Annotated in this window: 9 protein-coding genes; 1 reads left to right on the top strand and 8 read right to left on the bottom strand. The window is 65.4% G+C overall.

Translation table 11 applies throughout. The annotated features are described in order from the left end of the window. The first annotated feature begins 70 nt into the window (after positions 1-70). The gene (locus ACNQOP_RS03445) at positions 71-1,333 is read left to right on the top strand and encodes a ricin-type beta-trefoil lectin domain protein (protein WP_416403338.1); all 1,263 of its coding nucleotides are present in this window, start codon (positions 71-73) and stop codon (positions 1,331-1,333) included. A 202-nt stretch (positions 1,334-1,535) separates the two neighbouring features. On the opposite strand, the gene ACNQOP_RS03440 is transcribed toward ACNQOP_RS03445, so the two are convergent. From ACNQOP_RS03440 to ACNQOP_RS03405, 8 genes are all read right to left on the bottom strand, one after another. Beyond that, positions 1,536-2,366 carry a DNA-formamidopyrimidine glycosylase family protein gene (locus tag ACNQOP_RS03440; RefSeq protein WP_416403337.1) on the bottom strand — a complete coding sequence of 277 codons (831 nt, stop codon included), beginning with the start codon at positions 2,364-2,366 and terminating at the stop codon, positions 1,536-1,538. Beyond that, a complete protein-coding gene (locus tag ACNQOP_RS03435) occupies positions 2,359-7,332 on the bottom strand; it encodes a DEAD/DEAH box helicase (RefSeq protein ID WP_257370423.1) in 4,974 nt (1,657 codons plus the stop codon). The genes ACNQOP_RS03440 and ACNQOP_RS03435 overlap by 8 nt, the downstream gene beginning before the upstream one ends. Before the next feature lie 55 nt (positions 7,333-7,387). After that, on the bottom strand, positions 7,388-8,026 hold the full coding sequence (locus ACNQOP_RS03430; RefSeq protein ID WP_416403603.1) for a DUF4232 domain-containing protein: 639 nt from the start codon (positions 8,024-8,026) through the stop codon (positions 7,388-7,390). Between the two features lie 105 nt (positions 8,027-8,131). Then, positions 8,132-8,869, bottom strand: coding sequence for a YcnI family protein (locus tag ACNQOP_RS03425; RefSeq protein ID WP_416403336.1), 738 nt, complete (start codon positions 8,867-8,869; stop codon positions 8,132-8,134). 104 nt (positions 8,870-8,973) lie between these two features. Continuing rightward, positions 8,974-9,594, bottom strand: a complete 621-nt coding sequence (locus tag ACNQOP_RS03420) for a hypothetical protein (RefSeq protein ID WP_416403335.1) — start codon at positions 9,592-9,594, stop codon at positions 8,974-8,976. Between the two features lie 155 nt (positions 9,595-9,749). Further along, positions 9,750-10,307, bottom strand: a complete 558-nt coding sequence (locus tag ACNQOP_RS03415) for an SRPBCC family protein (RefSeq protein WP_416403334.1) — start codon at positions 10,305-10,307, stop codon at positions 9,750-9,752. A gap of 89 nt (positions 10,308-10,396) precedes the next feature. After that, positions 10,397-12,376 carry a serine/threonine-protein kinase gene (locus ACNQOP_RS03410; RefSeq protein WP_416403333.1) on the bottom strand — a complete coding sequence of 660 codons (1,980 nt, stop codon included), beginning with the start codon at positions 12,374-12,376 and terminating at the stop codon, positions 10,397-10,399. 19 nt (positions 12,377-12,395) lie between these two features. Then, a complete protein-coding gene (locus ACNQOP_RS03405; protein ID WP_416403332.1) occupies positions 12,396-16,688 on the bottom strand; it encodes an FtsK/SpoIIIE domain-containing protein in 4,293 nt (1,430 codons plus the stop codon). Positions 16,689-16,712 lie beyond the last annotated feature (24 nt).

Below are 16,712 nucleotides of genomic sequence, written 5' to 3'. Positions count from 1 at the left end.
GGGTGACATTTGGCGTGTCCCCACACCAAGGCCTTGCGCGCCGAATGGCAAGGCAGTCAGAGTTGCTGTCATGAAGCGACGACTCACACCCATGGTGATGGTCATCGTCGGATTTACGCTCATGGCGACACTCATCGCTCCTGAGCCTCCGGCGCTGGCGGCCGCCGGCATGCCGGCCCCTGGTGCGCTGGTGTGGAGCGACGAGTTCAACGGTCCCGCCGGCACCGCCCCGGACAACAGCAAATGGCTCCACGACACGGGAGGGTCCGGATGGGGCAACAGCGAACTGCAGTACTACACGGACAGCACCCGCAACGCCGCCATGGACGGGAACGGAAACATGGCCATCACTGCTCGCCGCGAAAACCCGGACAATTACACCTGCCACTACGGACCGTGCCAGTACACCTCGGCCCGGCTATTGACCGCTGGTAAGTTCAGCCGCAACCAAGGACGCTTTGAAGCCCGTCTGAAGCTGCCTAAAGGACAAGGAATGTGGCCCGCGTTTTGGATGCTGGGCGACAACGTCTTCACAGATGGCTGGCCCAACAGCGGCGAGCTCGACGTCATGGAAAACGTCGGCAAGGAACCCGGAACCACTTGGGGCAGCATCCACGGTCCAGGCTATTCGGGCGCAAACTCGGTCAACGCCAGCTACACCCTGCCCCACGGCCAAGCTTTGGGAGACGCGTTCCACACCTTCACCGTGGACTGGGGGCCGGATTCCATCACCTGGTACATCGACGGCATTGCCTACTCACATAAGACCAAGGCCAGCGTTCCGGGGCCCTGGGCTTTCGACCACAATTTCTTCCTTCTGCTCAACCTCGCCGTCGGCGGCACGTGGCCCGGAGCGCCGGATCCGGAGACGGCGCTCCCGCAAACCATGCTGGTGGACTACGTCCGCGTTTACGACCTCGCACCCGCTTCGGCGCCACCGTCCGCCGCGCCCAGTGTCCGGATCCAGGGTTATGCGGGCAAATGCATCGACGTCGCCGGACGCCAGGCCATCGACGGTTCCTCACTCCAGTTGTGGGACTGCGACACTGCCGCGTCAGAACAATGGACTTTTGCGGGCAACGGGACCGTTCGGACGTTGGGCAAGTGCATGGACGTGGCGTGGGGCTCCACGGCCAACGGCGCCCAGATCCAGCTGACTGCCTGCAACGGAAGCGCGGCGCAGCAGTTCGTCCTCAACTCCGCGGGGGATTTGGTGAACCCACAGGCCAACAAATGCGTTGACGTCGCGGACTGGTCTGCTACGAATGGTTCACGCTTGCAATTATGGGATTGCGCCGGTTCGGCCAACCAGAAATGGTGGCGGACGGTGTAGAAAAACGTCCGACGGCGGCGCGCAGGCAGCGCGGGTCCGGCGACTATTGCTGGGGCGGCTGGGGAGCTTCCTGGAGTAGTCGGCGGGGCCCTGCGCGTAGTGCGTCGTCGTCGCGGCGGTTACCGATGCGCCCGGCCGGGACGGAGATACGGTGTCCGGCCGGGCCGCGGCCTCAGGGGCTGGGCTGGCAACGGCGGGCTGGCTACGGCGCGGGCTGGCAGCGTGGACAGAAGTAGATGTCCCGTTCCTCTGTTCCGTCGGGGCCTGCCAGGAGGCCGCGTCGAACCGTGGTGCCGCAACGCCTGCAAGGCTGGCGTTCCCTGCCGTAAACCCAGTAGCCGGGCCGCAGGGCGCGCGGTCCCAAGGTCGTCCGGCGGCCAGGTCCAAGGTTTTCACCCAAAAGACGTTTGGCGTCGTTCACCGTTTTGGCGAGGTCGGGCACTTCACCCACCGGCAGTGCGGGGTGGATGCCGGAGAGGAAGCACGCTTCGCAGCGGTAAATATTGCCGATGCCTGCAAGCTTCCTCTGGTCCAACAAAGCAAAACCTACAGTGACCTCCGGTTCGGCGCGGAGCCTGCGGAGTGCTTCTTCTTCGTCCCAATCCGGACCAAGGAGATCCGGGCCGAGGTGTCCAACGATCTTTTCTTCCTCTGCCGTGGGCACAACTTCCAGGATGCCCAGCGAGAACCCCACCGCGTCAGCCTCGGCCGTGCGCAGGACGCACCGTGCCGTGTGGCCGGGCTTGGTCCAACGACCACCCGGTGGGTAGATCATCCAGTTGCCCTCCATCTTGAGGTGGGAATGGATGGTCAGTTCCCGGGGCTTCCTGCTGGCACCGGGCGCCTCGTCAGCGGGCCCAACGAGACGCATGAGCAGGTGCTTGCCCCGGGGGACCACTTCCTTCATGGTCCAACCCGACAGGTTGAGGGTGGCGAAGCGCGGCACACGGAAGTCCGACGCCGTGATGACATGTCCGGCCAAAGCTTCGTTCAACCGTGACGCGGCCCGCCAAATGGAATCGCCTTCAGGCACGGATCCGCAGTCCCTTCGGAGTTGAGTATGCGCCTGCCGCCGCCAGGGCAACTGCGATGGGTGTTTCCAGGAGATCGTGGCCATTGACCTTCTCCATGAAGAGTTTGTCCACTGCTCCCCGCCGCACCACGTCCACCAACGCCTGGGCGGCAACCGTCAGCACTCCCTCGTCCTGGCTGAAAGTGAGCAGCGTCTTACCGCCGCGTTCCACGTAAAGGACCAGCGCGCCGTCGACCATGACCACCAGCGCCCCGGCTTTTCGCCCCGGGCGGTGGCCGGACCCGGCGTCGACGGACAGCGCCGGCCAGGGGAGCGCGGCACCGTAGGGGTTGGCTGGATCCGTGGCGGCAAGTGCCAGCGCGGACGGTTCCGCCTTGGAAATGCGGGCATCTTCTGTGAACGAGCGCAGGCGGTCCACGGTGGCGGGGACCGCGAACTGGGCAGCCCCCAGATGCTCGATGAAGTAGCCTCGGCGGCATCGCCCGGCTTCCTCAAGCCGTGCAAGGACTTTGTACATGAGCCCAAAGCCGCCCAGGATGTTCTCAGCCATCACCGAACCGCGGGTTACGACGCCGTACCTGTCCAGCAGCAGCTCAGCCGTGCCCCGGGCATGGATGGTGGGGTCCAGCTCCGGCGCAGGCAACGCGGACCAGCGGCCGACCGCGGAAGGCGGCGCGGGCGCAATGCCGCCCGTCACCGAACCGTAGCGGCCCCCGGTGAGGCCTGGAGATCCCAGCAGTCCCGTCCCGTGGGAACGGCCGAGCCTGCTCATGCGTGGTGCCCGCGCCCTCGGCGCCTTGGCGACCTGGCGGTGGGCTGTTTTCCCGCCGGCAATCATGGCACGGACGGGGGCGAATGTATCTCCAGTTACCCGCCCGGCCCAGACAAGGTCCCACAGCGCGGTCACCACGGCGTCATCGCTGAGCACCGTATCCATGCCACCAGCGACGTCCGTGAGTTGCCGGAAGAAGTAGCCGCCGCCCGCGCTGAAGTGCTCAAGGAGGCGCTGTTGGGCATCCCCCGGTTCGAAATCGGGAGAAGGATTGAGGGTCAGCTCCGCGGAGTCGGCAACGTGGAGGCTGATCCAGCCGTCGTTACCGGGCAGGGACCCGGCTCCGGACCAGAGGAGCTCCCCGGCGGCCATCAGTTCGTCCAGCATGGCAGGCTTGTAATCCGCCACCCGGCTCGCGAGTACCAACGGTTCCCACGCCGACGCCGGAATGGGCACGCCGGACAGCTGGTCCACTGCCGTGATGATTCCATCCAGCCCGCGCAACGCCTGGCTGCGGGACTTGCCCGGGGTGGTCACGTTTTGCCACTCGGGAAGGAACCGCCCGTAAGCGGCCGTGTCCACTGGTTCCACTTCGGCGCGCAGCGCAGCCAGTGACCGCCGGCGCAGTTTCCGCAGGACCTCGGCATCACACCATTCGCTCGCGGGAGGTGCATCGACGGACATGAGCTCGGGATCCGTTGCTTCGACGGCCTGCGGTTCGGCCACCGCATGCGGACGGAACTCGCCTTCCACAACGCGGCCATCGCCGGCCAATCGCTTCAGCGCGCCATTGACGACCGCAACCCCCAGCCCCAGCCGTGTGGCAGCCTCGGCCGCAGTAAACGGTCCGTGGGTGCGGGCATACCGTGAAACGAGATCGCCCAGAGGATCGTGGACCGGCTCGATGAACGCCAGGGGTACACCCATGGGCAACGGGACGCCAATAGCGTCACGCAGCCGGGCAGCGTCCTCCACCGCAGCAAAGCGCTCGACGCCGCCAATGGTCACCTTGAGCGCGCGATTAGCTTTCTGGAGTGCAGCGAGGTGATGGCCGGCATCAGTAACAGTGCCATGTGGTGCTGCCGCGGGGGCTTCCTCGATGTGGTCAGGATCCTCGGGGTCCGTTGCCTGGTCCAGAGCCGCCTGCAGGGAAGGTTCGGGCTGTTCCTGTCCTTGAAGCCGTTCCGCCACTTCCTCGACACTGAGGGGGCCAAGCAGGCGCAACAGATCAGCGACGCCCTCCATGCCACGAACCCGCCTGTCAGGCAGAAGCCGTTGCAACTCCAGCTCGGTCCGGTCAATGACGGACGCGTCCAGGAGTTCACGGAGTTCCACCCGCCCTAGGAGCTCATTGAGGAGGGTGGAGTCCAGTGCCAGGGCAGCGGCCCGCCGTTCGGCGAGCGGTGAATCGCCCTCGTAAAGGAACTGGGCCACGTAGCCAAACAGGAGGGACTTGGCGAACGGGGAAGGCTGCTGCGTGGTCGTTTCCACGATCCTGAGCTCGCGGCGCTCCACCGATGCCGCAATGTCTTTGAGCGCGGGCAGATCGTAAACATCCTGCAGGCACTCGCGGACTGCTTCGAGCACGATAGGGAAGGAAGGGTATTTCTTGGCGACATCCAGCAGTTGTGCAGAACGCTGGCGCTGCTGCCACAGCGGTTGCCGTTTGGCAGGGTTCTGGCGCGGCAACAGCAGAGCCCGGGCTGCGCATTCCCGGAACCGGGAAGCGAACAGGGCACTGCCGCCCACTTCGGTGGTGACGATCTGCTCGAGTTCGTCGGGATCGAACAGGAACAGGTCCGCCCCGGGTGGTTCGTCCTCCATCATGGGGACGCGCAGCACAATGCCGTCGTCCGCTGCCATGGCCGAACCATCCAGGCCGTACCGCTGCTGCAGGCGTTGACCCACGGCGAGTGCCCACGGCGCATGAACGGGCATCCCGAACGGGCTATGGAGGACAACACGCCAGTCTCCAAGTTCGTCATGGAAGCGTTCCACCACCAACGTACGGTCGCTGGGGACGATTTCCGTGGCTTCCTTTTGCTCCCTTAAGTACTGCAGGAGGTTGCTGGCAGCGAAGGCATCCAGCCCGCTGGCCTGGCAGCGTTCCATTGCGGGCGCCTGGTCGGCAGCTGAAAGTTCACGGATGAACGCGCCCAGTGCGCGGCCCAGGTCCACGGGGCGGCCCAGCGAGTCACCCTTCCAAAAGGGCAGCTTGCCGGGCTGTCCGAAAGCGGGCGAGACCAGTACGCGATCGTGGGTGATGTCCTCGATCTTCCAACTGGTGGCACCCAGGGCGAAGACGTCGCCCACCCGGGATTCATAAACCATTTCTTCGTCGAGTTCCCCGACGCGGCGTCCGCCCTTCGCAGCACGGGCCGAAGCAGTGGGCTCACTTCCGTCCGCGCTGCCGGAGGAGGAGGACCCCTCAACCTCGGTGCCGATGATGTACACACCGAACAGCCCACGGTCCGGGATGGTGCCACCTGAAGTAACGGCAAGGCGCTGGGCGCCAGGCCTACCCTCAATGGTCCCGGCGTGACGGTCCCAAATGATGCGCGGCCGGAGTTCGGCAAATTCGTCGGAGGGATAACGTCCAGCCAACAGGTCCAGCGTTGCTTCGAAAGCGGAGCGGGGAAGGCTCGCGAACGGCGCAGACCGACGCACTGTGCTGAACCAGTCCTCCACGTCGATGCTGCCCAGGGCGGTGGCCGCAACTGTCTGCTGGGCGAGGATGTCGAGGGGGTTGGCCGGAATGCTCAAACGCTCGATCTGGCCACTGAGCATGCGTTCCACGGTGACGCTGGTATGCAGGAGGTCCGCGCGGTGCTTGGGGAAGAGCACGCCCTCCGAAATTTCGCCCACCTGGTGCCCGGCGCGGCCGACACGCTGGAGGCCGCTGGCCACCGAGGGCGGTGATTCCACCTGGATGACCAAGTCCACGGCGCCCATGTCGATTCCAAGCTCCAACGACGACGTGGCCACAACGCAGCGCAGCCTCCCGGATTTGAGGTCGTCCTCGATCATGGCCCGCTGGTCCTTGGATACCGAGCCGTGGTGTGCGCGGGCCAGGACGGGGTCCGCGCCGGTGGTGCTGCCTGCTTGCGCCATCATGTGGGCGGGAGTCGCTGTGGATGCCGGCACCGCGGGGGCGTCGTCCGGTGCCGCCCACGCTCCGCCTCCCACTGCCATGAGCTGGCGCTCGGCGTAAATTTCGTTCAGCCTGGCCGTTAGCCGCTCCGAGAGCCTGCGGGAATTGGCAAAGACAATGGTGGACTGTTTGGACAGGACCAGATCCACGATCTGTTCCTCCACATGCGGCCAGATGGAGGCCTGCGGCTGAAGGCCCGAGGCCGGACCTGAGTCGAACGCCCCTGCCGCACCCTGCAGGTCCGACATGTCCTCTACAGGCACTGTGACCGTCAGGTTCCAGTTTTTCTTGGACGGAGGTGCCACGATCTCCACGGGCGCCTGACCCGCAAGGAACTGTGCCACCAACTCGCGGGGTTGGACCGTCGCAGAGAGGCCAATGCGCTGTGCGGGCTTGGGCAGCAGCGCGTCCAGCCGTTCAAGCGATACCGCCAAGTGCGCACCGCGCTTGGTTCCGGCAACAGCGTGAACCTCATCAATGATGATGGTGTCCACTTCGCTGAGCGTTTCCCTGGCCCGGGACGTCAGCATCAGGAAGAGGGATTCCGGAGTCGTGATCAGGATGTCCGGCGGGTTGGTCAGCAGCGTTCGGCGATCTGCCGCCGTCGTATCACCGGAGCGGACCCCGACAGTCACCAGCGGCGCCGGAAGCCCCAGCCTCTTGGCGGTCTGGGTGATGCCGATCAACGGGGCCCGGAGGTTGCGCTCGACGTCGACGCCCAAGGCCTTCAGCGGTGAGATGTAGAGGACACGGGTCTTGGTTTTGGGGCGCTTGGCGCGGCCTTTGCCGTTGGCTGGAACCGTTTCGAGCCCAGGCAGCGTATCCGTCGGCTTGGCATGCAGCTGGTCCAACGCCCACAGGAAGGCGGCGAGGGTTTTGCCGGAGCCAGTAGGTGCCACCACCAAAGCGTGGGAGCCGGAGGAGATCGCATTCCAAGCCCCATCCTGCGCGGGCGTGGGCTCGGAAAAGGCGCCTAGGAACCATTCCCTGGTTGCTTGGCTGAAACGGCTGATGGCGCCCTGCGACGCCTGCGGCTCCTGCATTCCTCCATCATGCCCCACGGCTCCGACAGAATAAGCCGGAGCCGCCGGAAGATGATCAGACTGCTTGGAATGCGGTGACCGTCAGGAGCTTGATACCAGCGTTGCTGCACGCATCGTGCGGTTCGGCCACGAACAAGGACGCAGTGTCGTTGGGCGGGTAGATACGGAATCCTGCCGCCGAAACCCGGGTGCAGTCGCCGTAATTGCCGGCCTGTGTGTAACGGATTTCTGCCCACGCAGACTTGCCCGGAGCCAGCTCAATCCTGGTGACGGGGGTGGTGGTTTCACGCGCCGCAGGCTCGCCGATCGGATCACCGCTGGCGTCTGCGGTCAGGGAAACACCGGCAAAACCCTCCAGGACGCAGTTAGTAGCGCCGGAGTTTGTCAGGATCAGTTTTTCGTAGACACTGCCTGCTGCTCCGCCGCCGGTTGCATCGGTTGTTGCAGTGAGCGATGCTGCCTTGCACAGCGCGGGAGCTGCGGGTGCGGCGGATGTGGCGGTCGCCGAGGGCGACGGCGTCGTCGTCGCTGTTTGGGAGGGCGTGGACGATGCCGACGCCGACGGTGTTGCGCTGGTGGGCGGGGCGCCGCTGGATCCCGCGGGGCTGGGGCTGGGCCCACAGGCCGCAAGGAGCAGCAATGATGCGGCTGCCGTCGTCGTCACAAGTCCGGTTTTGATGCGCTGAGTCCACATGGGCACCAGCCTTGCTTTGGCCGTCACGTGAGTCAATTCAGCCACGGCCAAGAGCACGGATTGGCGTCCGGATCGTGATATTCCGGACGCCAACCCGTGGGGGCGCTACTTGGTGTCGGCCTCGACCGCGGCCGGCTTCGCCGAACGGCTGCGGAAGAAGGCAGCCCCGCCCAGGCCGAGTCCGGCAATGCCTGCGATCAGGCCCGCCCAGCTGCGGGCCTGCGAACCGTCATCGGATACTGCAGATGCTTGTTCGGTGGAGACGGCGGGTGCCGCGTGGTGGTCTCCTGCGGCATCGGCGGCCGTGATGGTGACAGAGGGCGCGGGAGCCTTGAGCTCGTGCTCATCCTGGCCCTCTTTGGCGATTTCCGACCAGTCCGTCTGCCCCTGCTCACAGGTCTGGAGCGTGGGGAAGTAGATCGTCTTGCCTGCTGCATCCGGCAACTTCACTGACAAAACCAAGGCGTCACGCAGGTGTGGGTCCAAGGGGGTCTTGGCGGTGTAGACAATCTGGCTTGTGCGCTTGGTGATGGTGGTGCCGTCGTCCAGTTTCTTGGGCTCCGCGAGGGTTTCGCTGACCTTTTCGACCGTCCAGTTGGGATTCACAGTGGGCTGGGCGTCGGTCAATTCCTGGGGCAGGTTGATGGTCACCTTGGTGGTGGGGGAGGTGTCGCAGCCATGGGGAATGCCGAACGTCACCAGCGCGTACGAGTTGGCAGCGGTCTTGTTCGGATCGGCGGAAACGTGTGCGGATGCTCCCGCGAGGCCAGCCATCATCAGGGCGGCGGTCCCGCCGGCTACGGCGGTTGCGGACAGGGTACGACGGAGCGAGGACGTCTTCATGGGATTGCCTTTCGGGTGCGCTGTATAAGGCGCGGGGGTACGGGTATGGGGCCCGTCACCATGCAAGGCTTGTGCACGCTTTGCAGCGTTGGTGCCGGGCGGAACTAGGAAAGCGCGACGACGGCGGGAGGCCCGCGTCTGCTGTCTTGCCTGAGGTTCCGCCAAGGGCGGGGAATGAATATGGCAGGCGCGCCGACGGCGATCGGTGACGCTCCGGCGTCGGGCCTGAACACCAAAGCGGGCAGCGCGAGCAGTGGCCGCAACCATGCCGCCAGCTGCCAAAGCGCATCCTCGCCCTTGGCCAGCAGGATCGCGGAGCCTACGACGGCAGCAGCGTGTGCCATCAGCATCAGGACACCAAACGTGCCGCTGAGTTCATGGACGTGGGCTGATGCAATGTCCAAAGCTGGGGGCGGGGTTTCCGCGCCGAGGTGGTGGCTGGTTCCTGGTGCTGCCGCCACGATTGGCCCGAGGGCCGTGAAGGCCTCGTGGAGCGCGAGTTGGCCCGCGCCCAAAAGCGTGACCAGGGTGACGACGTTGAGTTTGAACCGCGTGGCCAATGTGGTGGCCAATGCTGTCAGCGCGATAAGCGCGATCAGGACCGGGGCCGTGGGGAGTTCTCCGCCACCTGCGACGTGCGCTCCGGCTGCCAACAGGACAATCACCAAGGAGATGATGCCGGACCGGAATGCATGGAAGGGTGCCCGGGTCTGCGATGTGCGCACGGGTCCTCCCTCCATATTCTCTGATCGCCGGCGTTGTCAGCGTCTTGATTCTATCGGGAGTTCGGAACCACCTTGGAACCGGATGGGTTGCTATGTGGACAACGGTGCCGAGGGGTTGGATCTCGCGGCTTTAGGGGCTCTGAAAGTCGCGGGAACTAACCCCTCGCGCGTCGAACAAACGTGGGTTGGGGAGGTTCGGGTATGTCCGTGGCCAAACCGGAACGCCGACGGCGGAGCTCCAGTTTCAGGCTCTCCTCGCCGCGCGCCATGGCCCAGTGATGGTTCGCCGAGAAAGCCGGTTTGAGGAGCCAACTGAGTCGGCGAAGAAGGGGCTTGGCCGTGCTGACCCGCCAGTCGTAGGTGATCACAACTTCCGGTCCGTCGGCCTCGAAGGTCCAGCGGCCGGTGCCATTGAGGTCTCCTGCGGCCGTGAGTGCGAAGCCGTCGATTGTGACTGGTTCAGTAACAGTGAGCCGCCAACGCAACGTGTAGGGGAGCCAGCCCTTGGTGTGGAGGTCGTACGAGGCTCCAACTCCGTCGGGTCCACCCGGAGTCAACGGCGTCACCGTGAGGTAGACAGCGGGCCACCATTGTTTGAGCGTCGCAGCGTTGCCGAGGACGTCCAGAACTTCCTCGCGGGTCCCCGCCACCCGCCAGACTGTGACGAATTCATAGTCAGTGCTTTTGCTTGTTCGTTGCGGTGACTTGCCCATGGTTGCCTCCATTCCCATGGTAGCGAGGGGTTGGATCTCGTGGCATTGGTTGGCTTAAAAGTCTTGAGGGCCAACCCCTCACGTGCAAGCTAGTCCCCGGCGTTCTCCCGGGACGTAATGCCGAACGGCGCTGACTGAAGCTCCGTGAAGTTCCCAACACTGGCCCGCACGGTGCACTGCGGAGTGATCTGCAGGGCTGTGACCGTGAGCCCCGAACTGTCTACGGCCAGCGCGCCGCCGCAGCCATCGGCGAATCGCAGGCCCTTCTCCCCACCGGTCACTGCTGCGAGCATCTGGGACGGTTTGCCCGACGAAGGACTCACGTAAAGCGGGTTCAACTCGTCGGCACCGCCCGCCCATACGGGAACCAGGGTGATCTTCAACGGGCTCGGCGTCACAACCCGGGCAGGCGTGCGCACCTCTACGCCCTTGAGGCGTTGCACGGGGTAAGCCGTGCCCTTTACGGCCGGATCCTGGGTCGCGGCTTTGGTTGCCTCGGAACCTGAGCGCAGCCACGCATCGAGTGACTTTTGGTCCGCGGGTGCCACCGGTACCTTGGCGGTTGCCTGGATGGATCCACCTGCGGGGATCTCCACGCCCGAAAGCTTCCACCCGCACTCAACGTCCACGCCGCTGATGGAGGCCTGGTTCCGGCTTACGGCAGCACCATCCCAGGTGGCAGCCGGGCAGGTATCTCGCTCTGCCAGCCCCGGGATGACCTCGAGGAATTCACCGGACAAGGGTGCCTTCTGCGCCGAGTAGGACACCGTCAAACGGACCTGCCCGGAGGAAGGCTCATACGTGGCGCTTCGTGAAATGGTGAGACCGGTCGGCAGCGCCGGGTCCTGCAGCTGAGCGGAGAGTTGTTGGCCTTGAACCGCAGGTGCTGCCTGCTGGGCTGTGGGGGACAAGAGGAAGAAACCAGCCACCATCGCCACGATCAACAGGACTGCACCGCCTGCAAGAAGCAGTGCTTTGCGGGTGCGCCAGAAAGGAGTCGCGTCAGGGGCTTCGGACCGTTCGACGGCGGTGGACGGCACCTCGTCCCGGCGTGGCATGGGCCGGACGATCGTGGCGTTGCCCGCTTGGCCGAGTTCCGGGGTTGCGGCATCGAGGCTGGAGGGAGGTGCAGTTGCCAAGGCTTCAAGATCGTCATCGGTAAATGCCCCACGCACCACCGTGGCGTGACGTTCGACGTCGTCGAATTCCTCGGGTGCTTCCCCACGGGCGATCGGTTTGATGCCGGCAAGGCGGGGTGCCAGGCGCCGGAGGGTCGCCGCGGCTTCGTGGGCGGTGGGGCGCTGGTCAGGATCCTTGGCCAACAACCGCTCAAGGACACCCCACAGGGCATCCTCCACCGGAATCCGCGGTGGCCGTGAAGAGACGTGGCGGTAGGCGACGGTGAAGTCTGTACCAGGACCGGCGAAGGGAGTCCGGCCGGCGAGGAGTTCGTAAAGCAGAACTCCTGTGGAGTACACATCGCCCAGGGGCCCGGAACGGCCTTGGCTGATGAGTTCGGGCGGCATGTATTGGGGTGTGCCGATCAGGCCGGTCGTTTGACGGATCTTCTCGCCCACGACGTCGGATATACCGAAGTCGGAAACCCGCACATCCCCGGACCCACACTCGGACCACGGCTTCGTGAGAAGCACATTGTCAGGCTTGATATCCCGGTGCGTGACACCTCGTGAGTGGGCAAACGCCAGGGCATCGAAGATCTCGGCTGCGACGTTCACGGCGTCTTGGGGAGGCAGCGGTCCGGCGTCCCTAACCACGTCGCGCAACGAGCCGCCGGCGACGTAGTCCATGACGATGGCAAGCCGTTCACCTTCAACCACCATGTCGCGGACCGTGACGATGTGGGAGTCCTGCAGGCCGAGCAACACCGATCGCTCGCGGACGAACCGCTCCACCAGGGAGGGGTCATCGGCGTGCTCGGGACGCAGGACCTTCGCTGCCAAGGTCCGGCCGTCCGTGGAGGTGACCGTCCAGACCTCGCCCACCGCGCCGGAGCCCACCCGCTCTCCGAATCGGTAGGAGGCTCCCAACGCCTGACCAGTTTGTGCCATCTGCATGTCTGTACCCTCCCTAGCTGCCCGGGCTTATCGACTGGATCAGCGACATCTGCCCGCCCACCCCTAAGTACCCGCGTCCGGCGGTCAATGCTACGGGCGCCTTTCGCGGAAGAGTGGCACCCAGCAGTTCGCCGTCGTAATTGACGTCCGGCTGGAGAAGCACGCCCAGCCGGGACTTGCGGATGGACTTGGTCCAGTGGCTGTACAGTCCGCGGAGGTCAGCGGCACGACCTGAAGCAATGATGCAGAGTCCCGGAGGTCCGGAGGCCACGATTCCCGCGATGGACTGATCGGTGTCCTCGAACCGTTCGGCGTCGTCGATCAACAAAAACACAGGGGCGCGCTCGATCCGCAGGGAAGCCAGCAACGCCGGAATCTCGTCCGTCCCCACGGCTGTACGGTCCAGATCAGCACTGGCCAACGGTGAGCGGCGGTCGCAGATAGCCCAGACCTTCGCGGAGCCCCGGGAGGTGGCCGCGCCTCGGACAGCATCGGCCAAGGCGAGGAGCAGGGTGGATTTTCCCGAACGGGCCGGTCCGGCGATCAGGGCATGCTCGCCCTCGTAGATTTCCAGGAAGGCAGGGGCCAGGTCCGTTTCGCGGATTCCCACCGGGATGTGCCAAGGCTCAGTTTCGAGTTGTGGTTTCACGCCCAGATCGGCCATGGTGACGTCGGTGGGCAGGCTCCTGATGGCCGTGGTCTTGGCGGGTGCGTCCCCCCAGATCTGCCGCACACGGTCCACGGCCGCCTCCAGGCCGATTTCGGGCGTTGCAACATGCATTTGCAAGGACGTACGAGGGTCCACGCACCGTCCGGGGAGCGCCGCGGGAACGTTCTTCGCCCGGACGCCCAGCGAGGAGTAGTCGTAGTTGTCGGCGAGCCGGAACAGCCATTTCTGCAGGGTGACCTCGTTCATGACAGAGGGAACGGCCTTGGCACGGGTAGTGGTCACAGCAAAGGACAACCCGAGGGCCGGCCCGTCCGCGTACGCCCGGTACAACAGGCCCAGGAGCTGCTGCCCTTCAAAGTCCTGGAACTCATCGCGCAAGGATGCCAGGCCGTCAATCAGCACCACGGTCCGGCGATGCGTACCCGGCGCTGCCCTTCGGCTCTCCAATTCAGTGTTCAGGTGCCGCAGGAAGCGCGCTTGTTGCTCCTTGGCACCGGCGCCGGTTCCCACATATGCCACCGCGTGGGGCAGGCGCTTCAGTGATTCGAGGTCCCCGGATCCCATGTCCAGGATCATCAGGTCGAGATCTGCCGGATCGGCGTCCTTGGCAAGGGCAAGGGCGATGGACGCGAGGGTGGTGCTGGTCCCGGAGCCGGCAACGCCCATCAGCATCAAATTCCCAACGGACATGTCCCACCCGGCCGCGGACTGACGCTGCAGCTCCGGCTCATCCAGAAGGGTGACCAGGACGCTGGACCCTTGCACCTGGCCGACCCTTGGAAGGTCAACGGTTCCAGTCCCTGCAGCAGCGGTGTCCGCCATAAAACCTTCCAGCTCAACGCGTTCGCCCAATGCCTCCGGCCAGACCTGTCGGGGAGGGGCGTAGCCGGCCTCAGCGTTCGCTTCTACAACGGCGTCGATGAGGAGGTCCAGGTCGTTCTCGTCCGCAGCAGCGGACCGGGCAAGTGCCGGTGCGGGCGCGGGGACGCCGAACTGCCGGATGTCCCGGACGTCGACGGCGGGACCGCCGTCGAGCTGCGCCTGTCCGGTGACCAGTGCGGTCTGGACGGGCGTGATGTCGTCCTGGCCAAGCTTCACGAAGGCGCGCCCCATCTGTGCCCGGCCAATGGCGGACGCGGCGGGTACTCCGATGACGTTGTTGGAGTCATCGCGGCTCTGGACACGCAACGCCACGCGGAGGTTGGTGTTGGCGAGGATGTCATCGCTCACCACACCGGCCGGTCGCTGGGTGGCCAGGATCATGTGGACGCCCAAGGTGCGGCCCACTGCGCCAATGCTGACAAGCGCAGTGAGCACATCCGGGAATTCCTTGGCCAGCATCGCGAACTCATCGACTACCAGCAGTAGGCGGGGCATCGGCTCGGCCGGGTTCGTCGCCAGGTAGGCACTGAGGTTATCGATCCCCTCGCCTGCCTCCGCAAAAACCCGTTGGCGGCGCTCCATCTCCGCTTCCAAGGCGATCAGGGCCCGGTCTGCGAGTTGCTCATCCAGGTTGGAGATGGTTCCGATGGTGTGGGGCAGGCGTTCGCAGGCTTTGAAAGCGGCGCCACCCTTGAAGTCGACCAGGATGAAGTTCAAGCGGGTTGGATCGTTGCGGGCAGCGAGGCCGGCTACGAGGGAACGCAGAAATTCGGATTTGCCGGAGCCGGTGGTGCCGCCCACCAGGCCATGCGGGCCGTCCTTGACAAGGTCCAGTGTCAGTGGCCCGTTTTCCCCTGTGCCGATAGGTGTGGAAACGCCCGAGGGTGCCTGCCACAGACGGCGGACGGTGGCTGCGTAGGGGCGTTCGTAGCCCAGGAGCCCGGGCAGCCGGACCAACGAGGGCAGGGAGGCACCGGGGACGCTGAGCTCAGGGTCGTCAAAATGTGCCAGGCGGGTAGCGCACCGCAGGGCCTCTTCCTGGTCGAGGCCCGCCAGGATGACGTCCTCCACGCGGGTCAGGTCCTCGGGCTGGTCCACCGTTGCGGCGGCGTCGGCACCTACCCTGATGATGGTGGTGCAGGAGGCAGGCAGTTGCTCCTCGGACGTCGCGATGACGATTCCAGCCACGCGGGGCGGGCGCTTCTGCGGGTTGACGTGGCCGCCGGGAACGGAGCGGCCCATGCCGAGCAACGCACGGGCCGGAGCATCCCTGCCCTCGGTCAGCACATCGGAATCCAGGACCACCATGAGCGCCGGGGTGGGCAGTTCCTCCACGGAATCCTTGAGTGTCCGCAACATGGCAAGGCTGGTTTCACGATGCGCTGACATCCAGCGCTCGCCGGTGCTGCTGCCTGTTTGGCGTGTGTGCGGGAGCCAGGACGCCCATTCCCATTCGTCGGCCCGCCCGGCGTCGCAGAACACACCTATGGTCAGGTCTGCCGGACCTACATGCACCGCGGCCTGGGCCACCAGGGAGCGGGCCAACGCCAATGCTCCGTCCCGTGAACCAACAATGCCCACCACGCCGGCGTCGGTCAGGTCCACCAGGACAGGGGCGGCCAAAAGTCTTGCTGCCGAGAGAGTTTCCTTGACCTTTTCGTCCGGGCGCGAGCCCGCGGCCCGATCAACTTCCGGCTTCCACGGCACGTCACCCGTACCTGCGTGCAAGGCCAGGAAGTCGTCCGAGTCGGCACGGCGCTGCCACAGAGACGTGGCCGGAAGGGCCGGACGCCGGACCACTGTGGCAGGATCGGGGACCATCCGGTGGCGTCGTGCAGTTTCCACTTCTGCGGCTTTACGGATCTGCTGCTCAAATTCCTTGAGCGCACCATCGAAACGCTCTGCCTCGTCCTTGAGGCCGCGGGCGTGGCGGCGCTTCTGCTCAAACCACATGCCCACCGCCATCACCGGGCTGAGCATGGCAAACATGGCGAAGCGCATGTCCCTGAGGATCATGACCATCGCGACCGCCATGACCAATGGAGCCAGGACAGTGATGTAACTGAATTTGTTCGCCGGCGGTACGTCCTTGCGGGCCGGTGGAACCAACGGATCACCGGCCGGCGCGCGCCCGGGGCGCGGTGGCCTGTTGAACGGGGCCGTTGATGCGGGTGTCAGGTTATGCAGGCTGCCGGGTGCCGGAGCGGGCGTCTCTTCCAACGCCGGGCGGAGGAGCAGAACCGTTCCGCCTGCCGTGATCGTGGCCGTTTGCGTGACAAGGACTCCGTCCTCGCCTACAGGTTCCCCATTGACCAATGTGCCGTTGGTGGAGCCGCCATCCAGCACACGAAGCGCGTCATCTTCCTCGCGGTGGATCCGGAAGTGATCCCACGACGCGCTTTCGGTGGGGAGACTCAGGTCAGCGTGGGGCGACCTGCCGATCAGCATGTCCCGGTTCCGGGGAACGTCCACCACGCCTCCCGTCCGCTGACCGCCGGCCAGCGTCAGGGTCCAACCGCGGACACGCTGCGGCACCGGCCACGGCGCACGGGAGATCCGACTGCCTTCCAGCAGAATCAGCTCGGACAGCGGCGTCGCCCCACGCACCTCTGTTTCATTGACAAACACCGGCTCATCAGGAGCAACCCGTGGTCCGCCGGCGGCCTCCACGAGGTCGGACAACGTGGTGGCGGGCGCGGCACGGGCAACCTCGCACTCGAATCGACGGTCGTCCAGGTCGATCAGCACTCGCACCGGGAGCTCCTACTGTAGTGGTTG

The organism is Arthrobacter sp. LFS091, from assembly GCF_047977885.1.
In the GTDB taxonomy this organism is placed as follows: Bacteria; Actinomycetota; Actinomycetes; order Actinomycetales; family Micrococcaceae; genus Arthrobacter.
The sequence above is the reverse complement of the archived record's forward strand: the minus strand, read 5'-3'. Positions and strand labels throughout refer to the sequence as shown.